Source organism: Tepidiforma sp. (assembly GCF_034432735.1).
Classification (GTDB): domain Bacteria; phylum Chloroflexota; class Dehalococcoidia; order Tepidiformales; family Tepidiformaceae; genus Tepidiforma.
Genome location: NZ_DAOUBJ010000126.1, coordinates 1 through 21,784 on the forward strand (window position 1 = coordinate 1; position 21,784 = coordinate 21,784).

Sequence of the window (21,784 nt, forward strand, 5' to 3'; positions counted from 1 at the left end):
CCCGCCCCACATCTCCCACCCCCACGTCCACTGCATCCTCGACTCCAACAGCTACCCCGACCTCGACTCCGACCGCCACTCCCACACCCTCGCCCACCCCCACGCCCACCCCGACCCCCGCCCCGACACCACCGACCGAAGGCAACCCCGGCGGGTCCAATCACCCGCCCACCACCGAGGGCTGAGCCAATGGCCGCCACCGCCAACCACACCCGCTGCACCGCCTGCCGGCGCCCCCTCCCCTTCGCCGACTGGACCACCGGCAGGCCCCTCTGCCAATCCTGCTCACGCCCCCTCGGCGCCCTCGTCCGTGAGATCCAAGCCCCGCCCCGGACCCCCGCCGAAGAAGCCGCCGCCTACGAACGCATCCTCGACACCATGCCCGACGCCCTCATGGACGAACTCATCGCCGCCCTCGAAGCCGAAGCCCAAAAACTCGACCAGGCCAACCCCGTCGCCGGCGTCCTCGCCGAACTCGATATCGGCCGCACCCCCCGCGAACGCCGCTGGGCCGCCTGGGGCTTCGCCGCCGGATTCGCCCTCAACATCGCCATCGCCAAGTGGGCCCAAGTCGCCTCGGCCGCCCCCATCTCCGAATTCCTCGCGCCCATGATCGTCGGCGGCCTCGTCGCCGGCACCACCTGCGCGGCCATCGGGTGGGGCCTCGCCCGCCTCCGCTCCCCAGCCTGAACGGTTGCTCGTTGTCCCGCGCCACCCACACTGAACCCCCATGCGAATCCTCGTCACCGGCGGAGCCGGCTTCATCGGCTCCCATCTCGTCGACGCCTACATCGAAGCCGGCCACGACGTCATCGTCGTCGATAACCTCTCCACCGGCCGCCGCTCCAACGTCAACCGCGCCGCCAAGCTCTACGAAGTCGACATCCACGCCCGCGAATTCGAACGCATCGTCGCCGACTTCCGGCCCGAAATCATCAACCACCACGCCGCCCAGTCCAGCGTCAAAATCGGCCAAACCGACCCCGTCCACGACCTCGAAATCAACGGCGGTGGCACTGCCCGCATCTGCGCCCTCGCCATCCAATACGGCGCCCGCAAAATCATCTACGCCTCCTCCGGAGGCACCGTCTACGGCGAACCCGAACGCCTCCCCGTCACCGAAGACCACCCCATCGCACCACGCTCCAACTACGGCGTCTCCAAATACGTCGGCGAACTCTACGTCCAGCTCGCCGCCCGCACCGCCGGGCTCGAATACACCATCTTCCGCTACGGCAACGCCTTCGGCCCCCGCCAGGACCCCTACGGCGAAGCCGGCGTCGTCGCCATCTTCACCGCACTCATGCTCGCCGGCCAGCCCTGCACCATCGACGGCGACGGCGACCAGCGCAAAGACTACCTCTACGTCAGCGACATCGCCCGCGCCAACCTCCTCGCCCTTGGGGCCGGCCCCAGCCTCGTCGCCAACATCGGCACCGGCATCGGCACCAGCGTCAACGAAATCTTCCACACCCTCTCCCAAGCCACCGGCAACACCATCCCCCCCCGCCACGGACCGCCCCGCCCAGGAGACGTCCGCAACTTCTGGCTCGACTGCTCCCGCGCACGCGAGGTGCTCTCCTGGGAGCCCCAAGTCTCCTTCGCCGAAGGCATCCGTCGCACCGTCGATGCCTTTCGCACCGACACCTGAACCAACCTAGCGCACCACACCAGCCGCGCGGAGCCGCTCCACCTCCTCCGGCGTCAACCCAGCCTCGGCCAGCACCTCGTCCGTATGCTCACCCAACATCGGGCTCGGCCCCTGAGCAGCTAGCGGCGCCTCCGACATCTGAAAAGGCGGCCCGACCATCTTGTACGGCCCCAGAAGCGGGTGCTCCAGCTCCACCTGTAACCCGTTCGCCAGCGTCTGCGGATGGTCGAACAGCTCCTCGATGAAATAGAGCGGGCCAGCCGGCACACCATGCCGCTCCAGCACCTCAGCCCACTCCTCCGTCGTCCTCGTCCGAAACAGCGCCTCCGCCTCCCGCACCAGCTTCGGCCCCTCGACCTCCCAACCCGGCGGATTCACCTCGAAACTCCCGTCCTCCCGGAACCGCGGGTCGCGCAGACCCGTCGCCGCCAGCACCTTCAGCCGCAGCGATTGGCTCAGCGCCCCCACCGCAATGAACCCGTCCTTCGTCTGGTACACCCGATAGTAAATATTCCCCACCGCCGCCGGCCGGTACTTATTGTGCACCGCCACCTGCTCGGTGAAGCTCCTCATCTCCGCCCGGGCACGCCCTAGCTCCTCCAACATCGGCGGGATCACCTGCTCGTCGAACGCCCGAATCCACGTGAATTGGCTCGTCTGCATCGCGATCGCCGTCCCCATCAGCGTGCAATCGATCCGCTGCCCCTTGCCCGTCCGCTCCCGGTAGAACAGCGCCGCGCAAATCGCATTCGCCATCTGGATCCCCGTCGCGTAATCCGCCACCGCCGGGTAGATGTACGTCGGCACATCCCCCTGCATCTTCGCCTCGCCCGCCATCAGACCCGTCATCGCCTGCACCACCAAGTCGTACCCCCCACGGTGAGCCAAAGGCCCATACCGACCGAACGCCGTGTTCTCGCAGTAGATCAGCCGAGGATTGATCCCACTCAGCGTCCCGTAGTCGATCCGCAGCTGCTCCGCCACCCCCGGGCGGTAATTGATCACCACCACATCCGCATCCCGCACCAACCGGTGGATCACCGCCTGCGCCTCCGGACGCGTCATGTCCATCGCCACCCCGCGCTTCCCCCGGTTCAAGCTCGCGAACGTCCGCGACTCTTTCGGGACAAGCTCCACGAACACCCGCCACGGCTCCCCCTCCAGCGGCTCGAACTTCGTCACCTGGGCGCCCATGTCCGCCAGGTGCATCCCGCAGAACGGCCCCGCGATAATCTGCGAAAACTCGAGAACCTTCACGCCCGTCAGTGGCCCAGAAGTCATCCCTGTCCCTCCGGGCGCCTATTCTAACCTTCGCGTCAACGTACGCCAGCCCCCAGCCCACCGCCCACAGCTCGTCCCCACTCGGCCGCTCCCTCACCCCTGGCCGAACCTTCCGCTCCAGCCCACCCGCCGCGCCATCCCGTCGCTCCACCAGAACGTCCGCGCCATGCACCAAAGCGCCGCCTCTTCCCCTCACCCGATCCAGCGACCCACGCCCCAATCAGCGCCACATAACCATCCGCCCGCCGCTCCAGTCGCGGAGGGCGAGGAGCGCGCAGCCCCCGGCGCAGCCCCGCCGTCGCTCCCATCCATCGGTCGCCACCCCTAGTCGTGATGCGTCGGCACCACCAGCACCGCCCGCTTCGTCCCATGCACCACCCGGTCCGTCGTGCTCCCCAACGCCAATCGCTTCGCGAGGCCCTTCCCCGTCGACGTCATCACGATCAAGCTCGCGTTCTCCTGCTCCGCCGCTTCCATGATCGCGCTCGCCGCATCACCCTGCACCAGAATCGTCCGCTCACCCGGCCGCGCAGTCGTCTCCAGATACTCCTTCGCCGCCGCCTCCAGCGTCGCCGAAAGATCCGCAGGGTAATACGAAAACTCGATCCCAGCCGGCGGCGGCACGCTGTAGGCCCGCAGCAACACCACCGGCAGCCCACCCTTGTTCGCCAGCTCCCGCGCCAGCGCCAAGCCACGCTCCGCCTCCTCCGACCCATCCAACGCCACCAGCACCGGCCGCCCATCCCCCGGCGGGGTCGGCGGTTCCACCCCCGGCTCCACCAGCACCGGCACCTTCGCCCCACGAATCACCTTGTCCGCCACACTCCCCAGAATCATCGCCCGGAACCCACCGCGCCCGTGCGTCGCCACCACCACATACGAGGCCGTCTCCGCCGCCTGCAGAATCTCCTTCGCCGGCGAGCCAACCACCACGTCGCAAACCACCTCGCCGAGCCCATACTTCTGCGCCTGCGCCGTCGCATACTCACGGAACTTCTCCGCCAAACGCTGCCGCTCTTCCGCCGTTCCCTCGTGCTCCATCACATGGAGAAGCCGCACAGGGAGCCCCGTCACACCTCGCAGCCAAGCCCCATCCACGAGCGCATGCTCCGCCAGGCTCGAACCATCGAGCGGAATCAGGATCGGACCGTTCTCAGCCATCGTGTGCACCACCCTTTCGCTGGTTCCCCAAGCATGAACCATCCACGCCCACGGCGCGAGGCCCAACCGGCCCCTCCACCACCACCAACCGACCCCTTGCGAACGATTTCACGAACGATCCACCGGCCCGCCATTTCGGGCCGCCCGACCATCGCCCCCCCGCACCCCAGCCACCGACCATACCCCTGCGAAACGTCGCGAGGAGGCCACAGTCCCATGACGGATCCCACCCTGCACATCGAAGCCCTGGCACGAACCGCCGAACGGCTCGATAGGCGCCGCTTCCTGCGCAAAGCCGGTATCGTCGGCGCCACCCTCCCCGTCGCCGCCGGCGCCATCGCCAGCGCCTGCTACGAAGACCCCACCGGCCAAAAAGCCCAACCCCAAACCGGCGGCGTCGCCCCCGGCAACGTCCAGCCAGGCCCCACCCCAGCCACCGGTGGCACCAGCGCCAGCCAGGAACGTTGGCGCAAAATCGACGCCGACCACAAACAAGGCGTCGTCGACTTCCTCCGCAACCAAAAAGCACCAATCACCAAAGGCCGCGGCAACATCCCACTCGAACCCCGCATCGAAAACGGCGTCAAAGTCTGGGATATCACCGTCGACGAAATCGATTGGGAAGTCGCCCCCGGCCAAATCGAAAAAGCCCGCGGCTACAACGGCATGATCCCCGGGCCAATCCTCCGCGGCAAAGTCGGCGACCGCGTCCGCATCAACGTCAAGAACAACCTCACCGAAAGCACCGCCGTCCACTGGCACGGCATCCACGTCCCCTACACCATGGACGGCGTCCCCTTCGTCACCCAAGACCCGATCGAGCCCGGCCAAACCTTCACCTACGAATTCACCCTCAAAAACGCCGGCTCCCACATGTACCACTCCCACCACGACTCCGCCGACCAGGTCAACCGCGGCCTCCTCGGCGCCTTCATCGTCGACCCCGCCGACCCCAAAGAGTTCGTCCCCTACGACCGCGAATACATCCTCATCCTCAACGACTCCCTCCTCGGCTACACCCTCAACGGCAAAGGATTCCCCGCGACCGATGCCCTCATCGCCAAAAAAGGCGAGCGCATCCTTGTCCGCTGGATGAACGAGGGCATGATGTACCACCCCATGCACCTCCACGGCCTCGCCATGGAAGTCGTCGCCATCGACGGCTACAAACTCGCCAACCCGTGGAAGTGCGACACCATCGACGTCCCGCCCGGAAACCGCTTCGATACCATCATCGAAGCCTTCGAACCCGGCCTCTGGGCCTTCCACTGCCACGTCCTCAGCCACGCCGAAAGCGCCGCCGGATTCTTCGGCCTCGTCACCGTCCTCGTCGTCGAAGACGAAAACTTCAAAGTCGCCGACATCCTCAAAACCGTCGCCGTCCCCGTCACCGAGCCCTCCCCCGACCTGCGCGTCAGCCTCACCACCAACCGCCTGGCCATCCCCGATACCGAAAAGGGCGTCTTCACCCTCTGGTGCGAACAGAACGCCTGACCCTCCACCACATCGTCCTCCCTCGCTGCCGGAAGGGGCGCACCCGGGCGCCCCTTCCGCGCCTCTCCACGGCCACCTCCGTACAATGAACACCACACCTCACCACACGGAGACGCCGTGGCCATCGCCATCCGCCTCACCAAGGCCCACATCGACCAAATGGTCGCCCACGCCCTCGAAGAAGCCCCCATCGAAGCCTGCGGCCTCATCGCCGCCCGCAACGGCACCGTCACCGAAATCCGCCGCGCCCGGAACGCCGAACAGAGCCCCTACCGCTTCTCCATCGACCCCCTCGAAACCCGCCGCCACGAAGAAGCCATCGATGCCGCCGGCGCCCAACTCGCCGGCTTCTACCACTCCCACACCGGCTCGGCTCCCATCCCCAGCCCCACCGACATCCGCATGATGGGCCCCTTCTTCGGCCCGCCCTACGTACACTTCGTCATCGGCGTCGCCGACCGCGCCCACCCCGAAGTACGGGCCTGGTACATCGAAAACGGCCAGCCCATCGAACAGCAATACGAAATCATCCCCGGATGAGCGCCCCCCACACCCCCTGGCCCCTCGCCCGGCACTACCGCACACCCGTCACCACCATCCGCGGCCGAACCTTCGCCTGGGGCACCCGCACCTACATCATGGGCATCATCAACGTCACCCCCGACTCCTTCAGCGGCGACGGCATCGGCGAAAATCCCCAAGCCGCCGCCGCCCTCGCCACCCGCTTCCAGGCCGAAGGCGCCGACATCATCGACCTCGGCGCCGAATCCTCCCGCCCCGGCGCAGAAGAACTCCACCCCGCCGAAGAGCTCCGCCGCCTCCTCCCCTGCCTCCGCGCCGTCCGCGCCGCAACCGACCTCCCACTCTCCGTCGATACTTACCACCCCACCGTCGCCGAAGCGGCCCTCGCCAACGGCGCCGACTGCATCAACGACATCTGGGGCCTCCGGCGCGACCCCGACATGGCAGCCATCGTCGCCCGCGCCGGCGCCCACCTCGTCGCCATGCACAACCAGCGCGGTCGCCCCGTCCACGACGTCGCCACCGACATCTCTGCCGGCTTCGAAGCCACCCTCACCATCGCCGCCCAAGCCCACATCCCTCCCGAACGCATCATCCTCGACCCCGGATTCGGCTTCGGCTGGACCCCCGAACAAAACCTCGAAATCCTCCGCCGCCTTCCCGAACTCTGGAAATACCAGCTTCCCCTCCTCATCGGCACCTCCCGCAAATCCACCATCGGCTACATCCTCGACGCCCCCGTCAACGAACGCCTCGAAGGCACCGCCGCGACCGTCGCCTTCGGCATCGCCGCCGGCGCAGACATCGTCCGCGTCCACGACGTCCGCGCCATGGTCCGCGTCGCCCGCGTCACCGACGCCATCGCCCGGGCCAACTGGCGCCACCAACCCCCCCAGTGACAGCCGTCCACCTCGCCCTCGGGTCCAACCTCGGCGACCGCCAAGCCAACCTCCGCGCCGCCCTCGCCGCCCTCGAAAACGCCCACATCCACATCCTCCGCCGCTCCTCCACCTGGGAAACCCCACCCATTCCCGCCGACCAGCCCCATTACCTCAACGCCGCCATCCTCGCCGAAACCACCCTCCCCCCGCACCAACTCCTCGCCGTCCTCAAACAGATCGAACACCACCTCGGCCGCCGTCCCGGCCGCCGATGGGGCCCCCGCCCCATCGATATCGACATCCTCTTCTACGGCGACCTCCAGCTCGAAACCCCCGACCTCGTCATTCCCCACCCGCGCATCGCCGAACGCGCCTTCGTCCTCGCGCCTCTCGCCGAAGTCGCCCAGGGCCCCTTGCCCGTCCTCGGAGCGACCGCCCACCAGCTCCTCACCCGTACCGGGCTCCAAGGGGCCCGGCGCATCGGCGAACTCTGAACACCACCCCGTCCAACCCACCCGCGTCGCCCGCGCCCCCTTCACGCCGCGCGGGCGGCCCCGGGCCCATCCCCACAGGGCCGCCCGCGCAGCGGCGGCAGGAGCCACCGGACGCCGAGGCCCGCGCCGACGGCCCCGCCGCCACCCCTGGAGCGACGTTCCCTCCAAATCCAAGTACGCCGCCCCCCGAATCAGGGATTTCCGGATGCCCTCCCCGGGGCATCCCGCCCTACCGTGACCAACGGTGGAACCGCGAACTCCCTACCCGCCCACCCCCCGGACGAACGCAAGCGTCGCCCGCTTGCTTCGCCCCACCTACCTCCTTCCCGCCGCCGTCGTCCTCGGCGCGCTCCTCCTCGCGGTCGTCGTCCAGCCCGCCCCACGGCAATCCGATGCCACCGATAAGCGCAGCGTCGAATCCGTAGCAGCGCCAACCACCCCGACCTCCACCCCCGCCCCTCCCTCCCCCACCTCCACCCGCGCCGCCGCCACGCCCACCCCCGAATCCGACGTCGCCGGCGCCCGCTCCACACCGATACCCCCCACCCCAACCATCGATGCCGCACTCCTCCAACGACCTACCCAGTGCGGCACCCTCGAAGAAACCACTGCCCCACTCGCCGTCGAACAGGCCATCGGCAGCATCTCCGTCCGCGCCACCCGCGTCGCCATCTACCCCCTCGATTACCTCACCTGCATCCTCGTCGCCGCCGGCAGCAACGAATCCCTCCAGCTCGCCACCGCCCTCCGCAAACACGAAACCGCCGGCAGCACCCACGTCGTCCTCGTCGACCTCTGGGTCGCCAACGGCTCCAAACTCTTCGGCCAGCTCAACCTCCGCAACGCCACCCTCGCCGCCGCCGGCCAAACCTTCCCCATCATCGCCACCCTCGAGAGCCGCGCCGAGGTCGTCCTCGCATCCGGCCAGGGGCGCAGCCTCACCCTCGTCGCTCCCGTTCGCAACACCGTCGGCCAGTCCGTCGGACCGATCACGCTCGTCATCGACGGCCCCCTCGCAGGCGGCACACCCGTCCCCGGCAAATACCAGCTCTTCCTTCCCACCCCCTGACCCCTTCCCCACAACCCAGTTCCGTCCCATCCTTCGTCCCATGGCTACCTACGACCAAATCTCCCTCGGCGATTCCGCCTCCTTCAGCAAAACCATCTCCGAAACCGACGTCTACCTCTTCGCCGGCATCACCGGAGACCTCAACCCCGCCCACGTCGACGCCGTCGCCGCCTCCAAGGGCATGTTCCAACAGCGCATCGCCCACGGCATGCTCAGCGGCTCCTTCATCTCCACCGTCCTCGCCATGCAACTCCCCGGCCCCGGCTCCATCTACGTCAGCCAGACCCTCAACTTCCGCGCACCAGTCTTCTTCGGCGATACCCTCACCGCCCGCGTCGAAGCCATCGAAAAGCTCGAACAACGCCGCTGGATCAAATTCCGAACCACCGTCACCAATCAGCACGGAAAAGTCGTCGTCGAAGGCGAGGCAGTCGTCATCCCGCCTCAGGCCTGAGCTCGCTCTCCCACGCCCGTTCGCCCGAGCATTCATCGGCAACTGCTGCTCCCCAGCCAGCAGCCGCCCCACGCCCACGGAACCGATCCGCGAACCACCGGAGCGCAGCCCCCTCCTCCATGAACAGCGCCGCCCGCCTCCGCGCCCCGCTGTACCTCAAAATCCGCCGCACCACCGGCTCCTGCCGCGGCCCCGTCACGACCGCCAGCCGCATCGGCCCTTCCAGCCGGCTCGAAACCACCGCCGCCAGCATCAGCCACTGCCCCGGACCCCGCTCAACCCCCCGCACATCCACCAGCAGGTCCGTAATCGCACCCGCCTCGGCCAGAGCGAACCCCTGCGAAACCAGCCTGAGCGCCTCCGACGTCGTAACCCGGCCACTCACCGTAGCTCGAAGCCTGCCCTCCGGCGTCACCTGGATCGTGTACATGCGCCCAGAATGCCACAAACCAGCGCCCCCCGCGCTCGGGTCTCCCCCTAATCCCGCCCCCGCTTACGCCAACGCCCCGGCCGCCTCCAACGCAGCCACGATCCGCTCACCAGCCGCCGGCGGCGGGTCCATCTCGAACGTCATGATCGCCACCCCCTGCACCGCCGGCGAATCCACCAACCGCTTCAGCACGTCGCCAAAGAACGCCCAGGCTGCCTCCTCGTCACCCGATGCCAGCACATCCCGAAGCCGCGGCGGCAACTCCAACCCCAGCCGCGCCGCGATCCGCTCCCCCGCCTCCGCCGAAATCAGCGGCATCGCCATCGCGATCGCCGTCACCTCCGCAACCTCTCGCCGCACCCCAGCCAGCGCCACCTCCAGCGCCCCCACATCGAAGGTCGGCTGCGTCTGGACATAGCTCGCCCCCGCACGGAGCTTCGGCAAAAGATTGCGCCGCGCCGCCGCCGGGTCGCGCGCATACTGATTCAACGTTGCCCCCACGGTCGCCCCCGGCAACCCCGCACGCACCAGCGCCACCACCTCGCGCACCGTCATCGACGGCTCTCCCTCGCCCGCCGGGTGGTCCCCCGCGATGCACAGCACCTGCTCGATACCGCCCGCCCGCGCACGCTCGACCGCTCCCACCGCCTGCTCCCGAAACAGCCCCCGCGCCGCCAAATGCCACACCGGGTCCAAACCCGCCGCTCGCAGCTCTAGCGACGCATCCAAGCTCGATTGCCGGTCCGGCCGCTGAATCACATTCACCGCGTGCGCCGCATCGCCCAACAACCGCGCCCGCCGCAGCAACACCCTCGGCAGGTGCCGCTGCGGCGGCGTAATCTCGAGCGCCACCGCGAATTCCCCCGCTGCCAGCCGATCCAAGAAGCGCATATCGAGAGCGTCCGATCCCCGCGCCCCAGCGTCCAGCCCCGCCTCAGCCGTAGCTCCCGCGCGCACCCCGCAGCCGCGGATCCAAGAGGTCGCGCAGCGCATCCCCCAGCATATTGAAGCTGAACACCGCCAACGCGATGAACACCCCCGGCCAGACCAGCTGGTCCGGACGGATACTCGCGATCTGTTGCGACGACTGCAGCAGCTGCCCCCACGTCGGCTGGTCCGGGTTCACCACCCCGAAACCCAGGAAGCTCAGCGCCGCCTCCGCCAGAATGATCGTCCCGATCCCGATCGTCGCCTGCACCATCAGCGGCCCGAAAATGTTCGGGATCACGTGCCGCACCATAATCCTCGCATCCGTCGCCCCCAGCACCCGTGCCGCCTCCAGAAACTGCGCCGACCGTACCGAAATCACCGCCGAGCGAATCACCCGCGAACCCGAAAAGCCCCCCAGCAGGCCCAACAACACGATCAGCTTGCCGAAGCTCGCACCCCCGAGCATCGTCGTCGCCGCCAGCAACACCACCAGCACCGGCAACGCCATCACCGCATCCACCAGCCGCTGAACGATCGCGTCGTACCTTCCCCCGAAATAGCCCGAAGTCACCCCGATGAACAGCGCCAGCGCCGACGAAATAATCACCGCCCCGAGCCCCACGTAGAACGCGTTCCGTGCCCCGTACACGATGCGGCTAAAATTGTCCCGCCCCAGCTGGTCCGTCCCGAACGGATTCGAAAGCTTGCCCGGCACCTCGCGGTCGCCGAACGTCGCCGACTTCTCCACCACCGTCGGACAGAGCAACGTATCCCGCGGGCCAAGGCAATACTTCTGCAGCCGCACCCCGGCCCGCGTATCGGCCGGGTCGTGCGTCGCGAACGCCCCCGGCGCCAGCGCCAACACCCCCAGCACCACGATGATCACCAGCGAAACGAAGCCCAATGGCTTCGTCCGCATCAACGTCCGAAAGAACCCCGCCGTCCGCTGGAACCAGTTCGGCGCTGGCCGGCTCAGCGGTTCCGCAATCGCAACCTGGACAGCAGCATCGGCCATGCCTCACCCCCTCGCCCGCGGGTCGAGCAGCGAATACGAAATATCCACCACCAAATTGATCACCACCACCGCAATCGCGAACAGCAGCGTAATCCCCTGGACCAGCGGATAGTCACGCTCGTAAACCCCTCGGATCAGCAGCCGGCCCACCCCGTTCAACGTGAACAGCGACTCGAAAATCACCGTCCCGCCCACCAGCGTCGCCATCGTCAGGCCGATCACCGTCACCACCGGCAACAGCACATTCTTCAGCGCATGCCGCGTAATGATCACCCGCTCCCGCAGCCCCTTCGCCCACGCCGTCCGGATATAGTCCTGCCGGAGCACATCCAGCATCATCGTTCGCGCATACCGCATCACCGAAGCCGCCGTCGAAAGCGACAGAATGAAGCCGGCCAGCGCGAACTGCTGGAAATTCCTCACCGGATCCTCCCACGGCGCCGCATACTGCGTCGGCGGAATCCACTGGAACTGGATAGCCAAAAACGCCAGCACGAACGTCGCAATCACGAACCCCGGAACCGACAACCCCAGAATCGAAAATCCCCGCAGCAAGTAGTCCAGCCACGTGTCCTGGCGAATCGCCGAGATCACCCCGATCGGAATCCCAACGATCACCGCGAACACCACCGCCACCAGCGCCAGCTCCAGCGTCACCCCCACCTTCGGCAGCACCTCGTCCAGCACCGGCCGATACGTGTACAGCGACGTCCCCCAATCGCCCCGCAGCAGATTCCCCAGCCACTTCACATACTCCGTCGCGATCGGATTGTTCAGCCCCAGCTCCTCCTTCAATTGCTCCGCCGCCTCCGGCGTGTACCCCTCACCGAGCCGCGCCGCCACCGCCGCATCCGGGTCCAGGCGCAAAATCCCGAAGATCAAAAACGACACGATGAGCAGCGTCGGAATCGAAAGCAGAAGCCGACGCAGAATCAGTTGTTGCATCGCCCAACCCTCGAAACGGCCCCGGGGCAAAGAATCCCCGGGGCCGCGAATCGTATCAGAACAGCACCCCGGCTATCAGGCCTTGATCCACACATCCTCGGCGTCGTCGTACCCCGCAAGGAACGGCGTCGCCACCACATTCCGCACCTTCTTGTTGATCACCGTGAACAGCACCCGCGAGCCGATCCACACCGGTCCCGGCTTCTGCGCCAGCTTCCGCTGGATGTCGAACACGATAGCCTTTCGCTTCTCGTAGTCGAACTCCGCCGACTGCTGGTCCAGCAGCGCATCGATCTCCGGGTCCGCGAACTTCCCGTAATTCCGCGAACCCTTCGCCGGATTGCTGTGGTGGTAGATCAACAGCTGCGCGTCCGGGTACGGCCCCGAGAGGAACAGCGTCCCCGCCAGGTTGTACTCGCCCGCCACCTGCCGGCGCAGCATCGTCGCAAAATCCGTCCCCACATTGTCGATCGTCAGGCGGATGCCAACCTCCCGCAGGTTCGAAACGATCACGTCCGTCACCCGGTTCGCCTCGAACGCCGTCGCCGTCATGATCGTCTCCTCGAACCCATCCGGGAAACCCGCGGCCGCCAGCAGCGCCTTCGCCTCCTTGATCTCGTCCTCCCGCTTCCCGAAACCCGGAAGCTTCGCCAGCTCGGCATCCGGCAACACCCAGCCGGCAGCCGCCGGCGTCATCGCACCACCCGCCACCCCGCCGCCGGCATACACATTCTCGTACACCTGCTTCCGGTCCACCGCCCGCCAGAGCGCCTGCCGCACCCGCAGATCCTTGTAGCGCTCCTTCGTGTGATTGATCAGCAGGCATTCGCGCGTCGGGTTCGGCGCCCGCGTGATGTAGAAGTTCTGGTCATTCTCGAACTGCCGCGCCAAATCCGCCGGCAAACCCACCGCATCCGCCTGGTTCGCCCGAACCGCATTCACCAGCGCCTGATTGTCCGTCTGGTTCACTACCTCCGCCCCGTCCAACCAGGCCGTATTTGGCTTCCAGTACCCATCCGGCCGCTTCTTCACCGCGATCCGTTGGCCCGCTTCGAACGCCGCGATCTCGTACGGACCCGAACCGATGACATCTTCCGGCTTCGTGATCGCATCGTCGCCCCGGGCAGCGATCTCCTTCGGAATCACCAAGTCGTACTGGTCGGCCATCGCATTCAGCAGGTCCGCCTTCGGCGCATTCAGCTTGAACCGCACCGTCGTCGCATCCACCGCCTCGATCGAATCCACAACGGCATAATTCCCCGACCGCGGCGACTTCGCCCCCAGCGCCTTGATCCGCTCGAACGAAGCCTTCACGTCCTCCGCCGTCACCTGCCGTCCGTTCACCGGCGGCTTGTTCTGCCACTTCGCCTCCGGCCGCAGCTTGAAGATCAGCGTCGTCCCACCATCCGTGATCTCCGGCTGCGCCGCCGCCAGATCCGGCTCCGGCAAGAACGGCGCCACCTTCTGGAACCGCATCAAAAAGTTGCCGCACCAGTGCCAGAGGAACGAAGACTCCCACGGCGTATTCGTCCGGTGGATATCGATCACCGAGCCGATAGGCCCGCCCATCAGCCGGTACGTCCCACCAGCAACCGGCTTCTCCGCCGTATCCGGCGTCGGCGCGGCCGGCGTCAACTGCGTGCCGCCATTGCCGCCGCCAGTATCGTCGTCATCGTCGTCGCCGCAGCCAGCGATCGCCATCGACGCCACACCGAGCGTCGCCGTCGAACCAGCCGCCAGAATGCCGCGCCGCGTCATCCGCCGCCGGCGCCAATAGTTGTCCCAGTAGGAGCTCATGGGTTCCTTCCCCTCCGAAAAAATTCGGGGCCCGCGTTTCGAGACAGGGGCTCGCCTATCCTGCCGATAGACGGTGCCCCGGTCAATGGTAACGAGCCGTTCACCTGTTCCATACGCCGCCCGCTCAATTTTGGATGACGCTCTCCCCCAGCACCGCCTCCCGCGCCTCCGCCACCACATACAGCGAGCCCGTCACACACACCAGATCGTCATCGCTCGCGTGCGCCAGCGCCGTATCGAGGCCCGCCGCCACCGACTCCTCCGCCACCGCCGCCGGCCCCAGAAACCCGATCTGCTGGATCATCTCGAACGGGTCCATCGCCCGCGGATTCCGGAAACCGACACACACGATCAACTCCGCCAGCCGCGCCAACGCAAAACCCATCGCCCGCAAGTCCTTGTCCCGCGTCACCCCGATCACCAAGAAACAGCGCTTCCAGCGGAAATACTCCCGCAGTGCCTCCGCCAACGCCGCCGCGCTCTCCCCATTGTGCGCACCGTCAGCCACCAGCAACGGCCGCTGCCCCATCACCTCCAACCGCCCCGGCACCCGCACCCGCGCGATCCCCTCTGCCATCGCCCGATCCTCCAGCGCGAACCCACGCGCCCGGATCGCGTCCCCGACCGCCACCGCCGTCATCGCATTCTCCGCCAAATGCCGACCCAGCATCCGCGTGCGGAGCTCCAGTACCTCCCCGTTCGGACGCCGGACAGCCAGCCGTTGGCCCCAGAGGTGCCGCTCCACCACCTCCACCCCGTACGTCGCCCCCACATCCACCAGCGTCGCCCCGACCGCCTCGCACCGCTCACGGATCACCGCCATCACCGCCGGGTCGCGCTGCTTCGCCACCACCGCCGTCGTCCCTCGCTTGATGATGCCCGCCTTGTCACGGGCAATCTCCACCGTCGTCTTCCCGAGAATCTCCGTGTGTTCCAACGAAATCGGGGTAATCACCGCTACCTCCGTCGCCTCGAACACATTCGTCGCGTCGAACGTCCCCCCCAAACCAACCTCCACCACCTGCCACTCCACCCGCCGGACCTGAGCCCTAACCAGCCAAAAGAACAACGCCGTCAACACACCGAACGTCGAAACATCCCCGTGCACGCTCTCTCGCTCCGCCTCCACTGCCGGCAGAATCGCCGAGAGCCCAGCAGCGAACTCCTCCGGGCTCACCGCCTCCCCCCCGATGGCGATCCGCTCCGTGAACGAATGCAAATGCGGGCTCGTGTACAGCGCCGTCGCATACCCCGCCTCCCGGAGCATCCCCTCGATCAACGCCGCCGTCGTCCCCTTCCCTTTCGAACCCGTCACGTGGACCGTCGGCCTCCCCAGCTGCGGATCGTTCAGCCGCCCCAACAGCGACCGCACCGAAGCCAGGCTCATCGTCGGATTCCGCGAGGCCTGGTAACCCCGCTCCATATCGCTCAGCGAGAGCAGAAAATCGACCGCCTCCCGGTAATCCATGCTCCGATTCTAGCCGGCCCCCATCAGCCCGCACCCTCTTCGCCGAAATCGACAATGTGCCGCGTCGCCTCGAACCCCCGCATCAAGATCAGTCGCCGCGGCCGAATGCGAAACAAAATCCCCCGGTCCGTGAACACCGCCGCCATCCGGTTCTTCCCCTCCAACTCCTGCAACAGCGGCCCGTACTCCGCCGAGTCCTTCGCCACCTCCTCCGCCCGCCCCTCGATCACCACCCGATTGAACGCCGTCCAGTCCGACCGGATCACCTCCCGATTGTCCACCAGAAACGAAACCTCCGGCGTCGCCCGGATATTCCGCGTATGCTGCGGCCGCACCCCACTCCCGAACAGCACCTCCCCGTTCTCGCGCAGGTGGAACAACACGAACGTCACATACGGCGTCCCGTCCTCTGCATGCGTCGTCGCTAGCGTCCCGCCCAGCTGCGAAAGCCCCAGCGCGTACGCCTGCGACAACACCTCCTCGCGACCCAGCGTCTCCGTCACCGCGCCGCATTCTACGGCCCGCCCGCCCATGCCGCATCGCCATTGAACAGCCCCAGAGGCCGCCGTACGGTTGTCACCAGTGGATCGCTCACAACCCGGCCGCCGCCTCGTCCTCCAAACCCCCTCTCCCGACCGCCAAGGCCGTACCGGCTGCATCGCCGCCGGCGCCATCATTGGCGTCCTCGTCGGGCTCATGGTCGGCCTCTACGCCCTCCCACCCATCCTCAGATCCATCTACGGCGAAACAAAAGTCGCCGCCGGCCAAACCTTCGAAGGCGACGGACGCATCATCGCCGTCGAAGCCGTCGGCATCGCCTCCGAACCCCTCGGCCAACCATCCCCCGGCATGCAACGCCACGACGTCTCCCTCCGCCTTCGCATCACCAACAACAAAACCTGGGATGCAACCCTCGCCTCCTGGACCCTCGAAGTCGACGGCATCGAAAACTGGATCCCCGCCGCCGAAGCCACCACCAACGGCTCCCCCGGCTTCGACCCCCCATTGGGCCAGACCTCCACCGTCGAACTCCACTTCATCGTCCAGCGTCCTGCCAGCGAGACCTCCCCCCTGCGCCTCGAAGCCCTCCACCTCGCCACCCCACGCGTCCGCTTCGCCCTCGAATGAGCACCACCCCCATCCCCTGCCAGTACCCCGGCTCCCTCCCCCACCTCCTCCAACCCGGCCTCCGCCTCGTCTTCATCGGCTACAACCCGGCCATCTACTCCGCCCAGGCCGGCCACTACTACGCCCGCCCCGGAAACCGCTTCTGGGTCCACCTCTCCCAATCCGGCATCGTCGAACGTCCCGTCGGCCCCCAAGACGACCGCCTCCTCCCCGCCGAGGCCGGCATCGGCTTCACCGACCTCTGCTGCCGCCCCACCATCCGCGCCGAACACCTCACCCCCGCCGAAATCCGCGCCGGCGCACTCCGCCTCCACCGCGAACTCCTCCAATACCAGCCCCTCGTCGCCTGCTTCAGCGGCCGCGGCATCTACCAACACTACGCCCGCCATGCCCTCGGTCTCGCCCCCTCCCAACTCGCCCGGCGGCCCTACGGCGAACAACCCGAACGAATCGGCCAAACCCGGGCCTGGGTCATCCCCAGCTCCAGCGGCCTCGCCGCCAAATGGCACCCCCTCCGGCTCGAGTGGCTCCACCGCCTCCGCCACGCCCTCGAAGCCCTCCCACCCCCTTCCCCCTTGCCAGATCGCACCCCACCCTAAACCCATGCAGCTCGGCATCATCGGACTCGCCCGCTCCGGCAAAACCACCATCTTCAACGCCGTCACCCGTGGCGCTGCCCAGGTCGGCGCCTACTCCACCTCCAGCCAGCCCAACGTCGGCGTCGTCACCGTCCCCGACGAACGCGTCGATGCCCTCGCCCGCCTCTACCACCCCAAGAAAATCACCTACGCCACCATCCAATACGTCGACTTCCCCGCAGCCGGCCAATCCTTCGGAAAAGGCGAAGGCCCCGCCGGCAAATTCATCAACGACCTCGCCCGCATGGACGCCCTCATCCACGTCGTCCGCGCCTTCCGCGACGAAGCCGTCCCTCACCCCGAAACATCCGTCGATCCCGACCGCGACATCCAAACCATGGACCTCGAGCTCGCTTTCGCCGACCTCGCCATCATCGAGCGCCGCCTCCAGCGCCTCGAAACCGAAATCCGCTCCCTCAAGGCCGGCGAACGCGAACGCCCGCTCCGCCTCCAGGCCCTCCTCGAACGCCTCAAAGCCGGCCTCGAAGCCGAAACCCCCATCCGCGCCCAGCAACTCTCCGACGACGACCGCCACCTCCTCGAAGGCACCCAATTCCTCACCGCCAAACCCCTCCTCCTCCTCCTCAACATCGGCGAAGAAGACCTCCCCCGCCGCCACGAGCTCGAGGCCGAATACCGCGAAAAATATCGCGGCCCCGGCCGCGACGTCGCCGTCATGTGCGGAAAATTCGAAATGGACCTCAACGAACTCCCCGACGACGAAGCCGCCGAATTCCGGGCCGCAGCCGGCGTCACCGAAAGCGGCATGGCCAGCGCCATCCGCGCCAGCTACCACCTCCTCGGGCTCATCTCCTTCCTCACCGCCGGCCCCGACGAATGCCGCGCCTGGACCATCCCCGCCGGCGCAACCGCCCCCGAGGCCGCCGGCAAAATCCACAGCGACCTCCAACGTGGCTTCATCCGCGCCGAAGTCATCCGCTGCGAAGACCTCCTCGCCGCCGGCAGCGAAGCCGAAGCCAAAAAGCGCGGCCTCCTACGAACCGAAGGCAAACACTACGTCGTCCAAGACGGCGACGTCCTCCACATCCTCTTCAACGTCTGAACCGCGCCCGCCCCCCGGCCCCTACAGCCCCGCCGCCTTCGGCGACATCTCACGCATCGCCCGCAACACCCGCTCCCGCCGCACCGCCGCGTCCGGGTCGAACGAAATGAACTGCAAAAACGCCGTATCCACCCCCGCCTCCAGATACCGCCCCACGTGCGCGTTTCGCTCCTCCGCCGAGCCAGCCACGAACAGATCCGCCACCACCACATCCGGCACCGCCGCCAGCGCCGCCTTCCGGTCACCGCTCTCCCACGCCGACCACATCGCCGAAAGCAGCGGCTCCCGGCCCAGCCAGCGATGGAACTCCTTGTAGACCGGCACGTTCAAATACGCGTTCAAATGGCGGCGCTGCAGCTGGCCCACCTCCGGCGTCAGCGGATCGACGCACACCATCAGCCGCGCCGTGATCTCCACCGCATCCGGGTTCCGCCCCGCCGCCTTCGCCGCCTCCCGCACCACCCCAACGCTCTTCCTCACATCCTCCGCCGAAAGCCAATTGATGATCGCCCCATCGCCCACCTCCCCCGCCACCCGCAACATCCCCTCCCGCAGCGCCGCAACGTGAATCGGGATCGGCTCGCTCGGCGGCTTGCTCATCCGAAACCCGTCCACCCGGAACGTCTCACCCTCGAACACCACCCGCTCCCCCGCGAACGCCTTCCGCAGAAAAAGCACCATCTCCCGCACCCGCGTCGCAGGCTTCCGGAACTTCCCGCTGTTCCACAGCTCCACGATCGGCTGCGAACCCGACCCGATGCCCAGATTGAAACGCCCCGGCGCCACCTCCGCGACCCCAGCCGCCGTCTCCGCCAACGTCGCCGGCCCACGCGTGTAGACATTCGCGATCGCCGTCCCCAGCCGCAGATTCGTGTGCAGCCCGATCACCGCCAACGGCGTGAACGCATCGATCGCATCCACCTCGTACGACCACGCATCCGTATACCCCAACCGCTCCGCCTCCTGGCAAATCTCCGGGTGCTCCCGAAGCGTCACCCCATCCAGCGGCACCGACAGCGAAAGACGTTTCACTCCCATCTAATTCGACTCCCCCATCAGGCGATGCATCCGGTCGATGAGGACCGGCACGTACCACTCGAAATCCGCGGCCCCAGGATTCGACGCCGCACGTTCCAGATACAGCATGTAGAGACCTTCCAAAATGATCGCCATCTTGTACACCGCCAGCACCCGGTAAAAACCGAAGTGCCGCATCGAACGCCCGCTCCTCGCCTCGTAACGAGCCGCCATCTCCTCCCGCGTCGGGAAGCCCTCCAGCTCCGTCAACGTCGAGCGAACGTTCAACTGCGGCGTCCCCGGCGGGTCGCCCTGATCGCCCCACGTCGAAAGCAGCCAGCCCAGGTCCGCCAGCGGGTCCCCGATCGTCGCCATCTCCCAGTCCAGAATCGCCAACAGCCGCGGCTCATCCTTCGCAAAAATCACGTTGTCCAGCTTGTAATCGCCATGCACCACCGCCACATCCGCCGCCTTCGGCACCCGCGCCCGTAGCCAGGCCGTCGCCTCGTCCAGGCCCCGCAGAACCCGCGTGCGCGGGCGCGTCAGCTCCCACTGCTTCGCCCACCGCTCGACCTGCCGCGCCAGATACGACTCCCCCTTCCCCGTCAGACCAGCCCCTCGCCAGTCCACCGCATGCAGCTCCACCAGCGCATCCACCAGCTCCTCCGCCACCCGGCGCCGCCCCTCCGGCGTATCGTACGCCGCCGGCAACTCCGTTCGAATCACCGTCCCGTCCACCCGCTCCATCAAATAGAACGGCGCCCCGATCACACCGACATCCTCGCAAACCGCCACCGGCCGGGGAACGCGGGCCCGCCCATACAGCGCAGCGATATACCGGTACTCGCGCAGCACATCGTGCGCCGTCGGCAGCAACGGCCCGCGCGGTGGCCGGCGCATCACCCACTCGTCCGAGCCGCGCGTCACGAAGAACGTCTCGTTCGAGAACCCAGCCACATGCTTCTCTACCACGATCGGCCCCGGCTCCCCCGGCACCCGCCCGTTCACGAACCGCTCCAGCGCCGCCACATCCACCAGCGCATCTCCGGCAGCCTCGCCCATAGCTCCCCTCCTCGCTCCACCCCCCACGGCAAACGCCTGCCAACGTAGGGGGTCCCGAGAGTCTTGCCCCACTGCGCCCTCACGTCAACCAGACGGGCTCCTCGAGCGTACAATCATCCCATGGACCTCTACCGCGGCACCATCTCCAAGCGCGACCGCCGCGCCTTCCTCCCTCAGCCCATCCCCCAAGAGTCGCTGCGCCGCATCCTTCAGGCCGGCCGGATGACCCCATCCTCCAAAAACGCCGAGCCCAACCGCTTCATCGTCGTCCAAACACCTGAAGGCAAACAGGCCCTCGCCGACCTCAGCCCCATGGCCCGCTGGCTCGCCGAAGCCGCCGCCGTCATCGTCATCGTCCAGGTCAACGAACATCCCTTCGATGCCGGCCGGTGCGCCCAGAACATGATGCTCGCCGCCTGGAACGACGGCATCGGATCCTGCCCCGCCCACCTCCCCGAAGAGCCCCTCCGCCAGCTCCTCGGCATCCCCGCCGACGTCTCCATCAACCGCGTCATCGGCTTCGGCTACCTCGACCCCGAGCGGTCCGGCCCGCCGCCAGCCATCGCCCGCAAACGCAAGCCCCTCGAAGAGCTCGTCCACCACGAACGCTGGTAACCATCGGCCCAGCACCACCGCGCCCCTCCCCATCCAACGCGACCCCACCGAAAGCCAGCACCACACACGTGGCGCCCTCGGCAGGACTCGAACCCACAACCTGCTGATCCGAAGTCAGCTGCTCTATCCGATTGAGCTACGAGGGCGCGCCGCGAGACACCGTCCGCCCGGCACCCTCATCTTACCCCTTCCGCCCGCACCGTGCCGCCCCACCCCGCTATCATCACAGCATGAACCCCTCCCAATCCCCCGTCGCCACCCCCTACCAACAGATCGGCGGCTCGCCCACCGTCGCCCGCATCGTCGAAGCCTTCTACGCTCGCGTCCAGACCGACGACATCCTCCGCCCCCTCTACCCCGAAAACCTCGAACCCGGCAAACAGAAGCTCGCCTGGTTTTTCGAACAATGGCTCGGCGGCCCCACCTCCTACAGCGACCGATACGGCCATCCCCGCCTCCGCCGCCGCCACTTCCCCTTCGTCATCGACGAACGCGCCGCCGGTCGCTGGCTCCGCCTCATGCGCGAAGCCTGGCACGAAGCCGGCGTCCCCCACGAAATCCAAGCCCCCATCTTCGAACGCCTCGCCGTCCTCGCCCGACACATGATCAACGCCAACGACGACGTTCCCCGCGATCCCCTCGGCGACGCCTACCTCGACTGACCGACAG

Annotated in this window: 24 protein-coding genes and 1 tRNA gene; 13 read left to right on the top strand and 12 right to left on the bottom strand. The window is 67.3% G+C overall.

From position 1 onward, the window contains the following. Positions 1-189: 189 nt before the first annotated feature. Both VAE53_RS11295 and VAE53_RS11300 read left to right on the top strand, forming a co-directional pair. Positions 190-690: a hypothetical protein gene (locus VAE53_RS11295; RefSeq protein WP_322819467.1), complete on the top strand. Its 501-nt coding sequence runs from the start codon at positions 190-192 to the stop codon at positions 688-690. A gap of 40 nt (positions 691-730) precedes the next feature. Next, positions 731-1,651 carry an NAD-dependent epimerase/dehydratase family protein gene (locus VAE53_RS11300; RefSeq protein ID WP_322819468.1) on the top strand — a complete coding sequence of 307 codons (921 nt, stop codon included), beginning with the start codon at positions 731-733 and terminating at the stop codon, positions 1,649-1,651. Positions 1,652-1,657: 6 nt separating this feature from the next. Here VAE53_RS11300 and VAE53_RS11305 read toward each other — a convergent pair whose 3' ends face one another. After that, positions 1,658-2,932 carry a CoA transferase gene (locus VAE53_RS11305; RefSeq protein WP_322819469.1) on the bottom strand — a complete coding sequence of 425 codons (1,275 nt, stop codon included), beginning with the start codon at positions 2,930-2,932 and terminating at the stop codon, positions 1,658-1,660. A 324-nt stretch (positions 2,933-3,256) separates the two neighbouring features. Then, positions 3,257-4,093, bottom strand: a complete 837-nt coding sequence (locus VAE53_RS11310; protein WP_322819470.1) for a universal stress protein — start codon at positions 4,091-4,093, stop codon at positions 3,257-3,259. 216 nt (positions 4,094-4,309) lie between these two features. Between VAE53_RS11310 and VAE53_RS11315 the strand changes: the two genes are divergently transcribed. From VAE53_RS11315 to VAE53_RS11340, 6 genes are all read left to right on the top strand, one after another. Further along, positions 4,310-5,587 carry a multicopper oxidase domain-containing protein gene (locus VAE53_RS11315; RefSeq protein ID WP_322819471.1) on the top strand — a complete coding sequence of 426 codons (1,278 nt, stop codon included), beginning with the start codon at positions 4,310-4,312 and terminating at the stop codon, positions 5,585-5,587. A 117-nt stretch (positions 5,588-5,704) separates the two neighbouring features. Further along, positions 5,705-6,127, top strand: coding sequence for a M67 family metallopeptidase (locus VAE53_RS11320; protein WP_322819472.1), 423 nt, complete (start codon positions 5,705-5,707; stop codon positions 6,125-6,127). After that, positions 6,124-7,008 (top strand): dihydropteroate synthase, encoded by an 885-nt coding sequence (gene folP / locus VAE53_RS11325; protein WP_322819473.1) that lies wholly within the window; start codon positions 6,124-6,126, stop codon positions 7,006-7,008. The genes VAE53_RS11320 and folP overlap by 4 nt, the downstream gene beginning before the upstream one ends. Continuing rightward, positions 7,005-7,484 (top strand): 2-amino-4-hydroxy-6-hydroxymethyldihydropteridine diphosphokinase, encoded by a 480-nt coding sequence (folK, locus tag VAE53_RS11330; RefSeq protein WP_322819474.1) that lies wholly within the window; start codon positions 7,005-7,007, stop codon positions 7,482-7,484. Before folP ends, folK begins: the two co-directional genes overlap by 4 nt. 244 nt (positions 7,485-7,728) lie before the next feature. Beyond that, the gene (locus VAE53_RS11335) at positions 7,729-8,553 is read left to right on the top strand and encodes a hypothetical protein (RefSeq protein ID WP_322819475.1); all 825 of its coding nucleotides are present in this window, start codon (positions 7,729-7,731) and stop codon (positions 8,551-8,553) included. A 40-nt stretch (positions 8,554-8,593) separates the two neighbouring features. Then, the gene (locus VAE53_RS11340) at positions 8,594-9,007 is read left to right on the top strand and encodes a MaoC family dehydratase (RefSeq protein ID WP_322819476.1); all 414 of its coding nucleotides are present in this window, start codon (positions 8,594-8,596) and stop codon (positions 9,005-9,007) included. Here VAE53_RS11340 and VAE53_RS11345 read toward each other — a convergent pair. The 7 genes from VAE53_RS11345 to VAE53_RS11375 form a co-directional block, all read right to left on the bottom strand. Beyond that, positions 8,988-9,437: a hypothetical protein gene (locus VAE53_RS11345; protein ID WP_322819477.1), complete on the bottom strand. Its 450-nt coding sequence runs from the start codon at positions 9,435-9,437 to the stop codon at positions 8,988-8,990. The two genes, VAE53_RS11340 and VAE53_RS11345, sit on opposite strands and share 20 nt — an antisense overlap. 63 nt (positions 9,438-9,500) lie before the next feature. Beyond that, positions 9,501-10,328: a methylenetetrahydrofolate reductase gene (locus VAE53_RS11350; protein ID WP_322819478.1), complete on the bottom strand. Its 828-nt coding sequence runs from the start codon at positions 10,326-10,328 to the stop codon at positions 9,501-9,503. A gap of 43 nt (positions 10,329-10,371) precedes the next feature. Beyond that, positions 10,372-11,382, bottom strand: coding sequence for an ABC transporter permease (locus VAE53_RS11355; RefSeq protein WP_322819479.1), 1,011 nt, complete (start codon positions 11,380-11,382; stop codon positions 10,372-10,374). A 3-nt stretch (positions 11,383-11,385) separates the two neighbouring features. Next, a complete protein-coding gene (locus VAE53_RS11360; protein WP_322819480.1) occupies positions 11,386-12,327 on the bottom strand; it encodes an ABC transporter permease in 942 nt (313 codons plus the stop codon). A gap of 75 nt (positions 12,328-12,402) precedes the next feature. Next, the gene (locus VAE53_RS11365; RefSeq protein WP_322819481.1) at positions 12,403-14,124 is read right to left on the bottom strand and encodes an ABC transporter substrate-binding protein; all 1,722 of its coding nucleotides are present in this window, start codon (positions 14,122-14,124) and stop codon (positions 12,403-12,405) included. 124 nt (positions 14,125-14,248) lie between these two features. Next, positions 14,249-15,592 carry a Mur ligase family protein gene (locus tag VAE53_RS11370; RefSeq protein WP_322819482.1) on the bottom strand — a complete coding sequence of 448 codons (1,344 nt, stop codon included), beginning with the start codon at positions 15,590-15,592 and terminating at the stop codon, positions 14,249-14,251. Positions 15,593-15,615: 23 nt separating this feature from the next. Beyond that, positions 15,616-16,095 (bottom strand): pyridoxamine 5'-phosphate oxidase family protein, encoded by a 480-nt coding sequence (locus tag VAE53_RS11375; protein WP_322819483.1) that lies wholly within the window; start codon positions 16,093-16,095, stop codon positions 15,616-15,618. Positions 16,096-16,174: 79 nt separating this feature from the next. Between VAE53_RS11375 and VAE53_RS11380 the strand changes: the two genes are divergently transcribed. Genes VAE53_RS11380 through ychF form a run of 3 tightly spaced genes read left to right on the top strand, consistent with a single transcriptional unit; the run spans position 16,175 to position 18,421 of the window. After that, positions 16,175-16,720, top strand: coding sequence for a hypothetical protein (locus VAE53_RS11380; protein ID WP_322819484.1), 546 nt, complete (start codon positions 16,175-16,177; stop codon positions 16,718-16,720). Continuing rightward, complete coding sequence (locus VAE53_RS11385; protein WP_322819485.1) at positions 16,717-17,319, top strand: mismatch-specific DNA-glycosylase; 603 nt, start codon at positions 16,717-16,719, stop codon at positions 17,317-17,319. Before VAE53_RS11380 ends, VAE53_RS11385 begins: the two co-directional genes overlap by 4 nt. 4 nt (positions 17,320-17,323) lie before the next feature. After that, entirely contained in the window at positions 17,324-18,421 is a 1,098-nt protein-coding gene (ychF, locus tag VAE53_RS11390; protein ID WP_322819486.1) for a redox-regulated ATPase YchF, read from the top strand. 21 nt (positions 18,422-18,442) lie between these two features. Here ychF and VAE53_RS11395 read toward each other — a convergent pair whose 3' ends face one another. Together VAE53_RS11395 and VAE53_RS11400 are read right to left on the bottom strand one after the other, a co-directional pair. Next, entirely contained in the window at positions 18,443-19,459 is a 1,017-nt protein-coding gene (locus VAE53_RS11395) for an LLM class F420-dependent oxidoreductase (RefSeq protein ID WP_322819487.1), read from the bottom strand. Continuing rightward, positions 19,460-20,500 carry a phosphotransferase family protein gene (locus tag VAE53_RS11400; RefSeq protein WP_322819488.1) on the bottom strand — a complete coding sequence of 347 codons (1,041 nt, stop codon included), beginning with the start codon at positions 20,498-20,500 and terminating at the stop codon, positions 19,460-19,462. A 120-nt stretch (positions 20,501-20,620) separates the two neighbouring features. Between VAE53_RS11400 and VAE53_RS11405 the strand changes: the two genes are divergently transcribed. Then, a complete protein-coding gene (locus VAE53_RS11405; protein WP_322819489.1) occupies positions 20,621-21,115 on the top strand; it encodes a nitroreductase family protein in 495 nt (164 codons plus the stop codon). A 69-nt stretch (positions 21,116-21,184) separates the two neighbouring features. Here VAE53_RS11405 and VAE53_RS11410 read toward each other — a convergent pair. Beyond that, a tRNA-Arg gene (locus VAE53_RS11410) sits at positions 21,185-21,261 on the bottom strand. 84 nt (positions 21,262-21,345) lie between these two features. Here VAE53_RS11410 and VAE53_RS11415 point away from each other — a divergent pair. Then, positions 21,346-21,777 carry a hypothetical protein gene (locus VAE53_RS11415; RefSeq protein ID WP_322819490.1) on the top strand — a complete coding sequence of 144 codons (432 nt, stop codon included), beginning with the start codon at positions 21,346-21,348 and terminating at the stop codon, positions 21,775-21,777. The last annotated feature ends 7 nt before the right edge of the window (positions 21,778-21,784 follow it).

Bases quoted from the DNA above. Each gene is read 5' to 3' on its own strand.
- VAE53_RS11340 (WP_322819476.1), top strand. From the start codon at position 8,594: ATGGCTACCTACGACCAAATCTCCCTCGGCGATTCCGCCTCCTTCAGC.
- folP (WP_322819473.1), top strand. From the start codon at position 6,124: ATGAGCGCCCCCCACACCCCCTGGCCCCTCGCCCGGCACTACCGCACA.
- VAE53_RS11395 (WP_322819487.1), bottom strand. From the start codon at position 19,459: ATGGGAGTGAAACGTCTTTCGCTGTCGGTGCCGCTGGATGGGGTGACG.
- VAE53_RS11365 (WP_322819481.1), bottom strand. From the start codon at position 14,124: ATGAGCTCCTACTGGGACAACTATTGGCGCCGGCGGCGGATGACGCGG.
- VAE53_RS11405 (WP_322819489.1), top strand. From the start codon at position 20,621: ATGGACCTCTACCGCGGCACCATCTCCAAGCGCGACCGCCGCGCCTTC.
- VAE53_RS11295 (WP_322819467.1), top strand. From the start codon at position 190: ATGGCCGCCACCGCCAACCACACCCGCTGCACCGCCTGCCGGCGCCCC.
- VAE53_RS11300 (WP_322819468.1), top strand. From the start codon at position 731: ATGCGAATCCTCGTCACCGGCGGAGCCGGCTTCATCGGCTCCCATCTC.
- VAE53_RS11315 (WP_322819471.1), top strand. From the start codon at position 4,310: ATGACGGATCCCACCCTGCACATCGAAGCCCTGGCACGAACCGCCGAA.
- ychF (WP_322819486.1), top strand. From the start codon at position 17,324: ATGCAGCTCGGCATCATCGGACTCGCCCGCTCCGGCAAAACCACCATC.
- VAE53_RS11400 (WP_322819488.1), bottom strand. From the start codon at position 20,500: ATGGGCGAGGCTGCCGGAGATGCGCTGGTGGATGTGGCGGCGCTGGAG.
- VAE53_RS11355 (WP_322819479.1), bottom strand. From the start codon at position 11,382: ATGGCCGATGCTGCTGTCCAGGTTGCGATTGCGGAACCGCTGAGCCGG.
- VAE53_RS11370 (WP_322819482.1), bottom strand. From the start codon at position 15,592: ATGGATTACCGGGAGGCGGTCGATTTTCTGCTCTCGCTGAGCGATATG.
- VAE53_RS11415 (WP_322819490.1), top strand. From the start codon at position 21,346: ATGAACCCCTCCCAATCCCCCGTCGCCACCCCCTACCAACAGATCGGC.
- VAE53_RS11350 (WP_322819478.1), bottom strand. From the start codon at position 10,328: ATGCGCTTCTTGGATCGGCTGGCAGCGGGGGAATTCGCGGTGGCGCTC.
- VAE53_RS11345 (WP_322819477.1), bottom strand. From the start codon at position 9,437: ATGTACACGATCCAGGTGACGCCGGAGGGCAGGCTTCGAGCTACGGTG.
- VAE53_RS11310 (WP_322819470.1), bottom strand. From the start codon at position 4,093: ATGGCTGAGAACGGTCCGATCCTGATTCCGCTCGATGGTTCGAGCCTG.
- VAE53_RS11385 (WP_322819485.1), top strand. From the start codon at position 16,717: ATGAGCACCACCCCCATCCCCTGCCAGTACCCCGGCTCCCTCCCCCAC.
- VAE53_RS11360 (WP_322819480.1), bottom strand. From the start codon at position 12,327: ATGCAACAACTGATTCTGCGTCGGCTTCTGCTTTCGATTCCGACGCTG.
- VAE53_RS11305 (WP_322819469.1), bottom strand. From the start codon at position 2,932: ATGACTTCTGGGCCACTGACGGGCGTGAAGGTTCTCGAGTTTTCGCAG.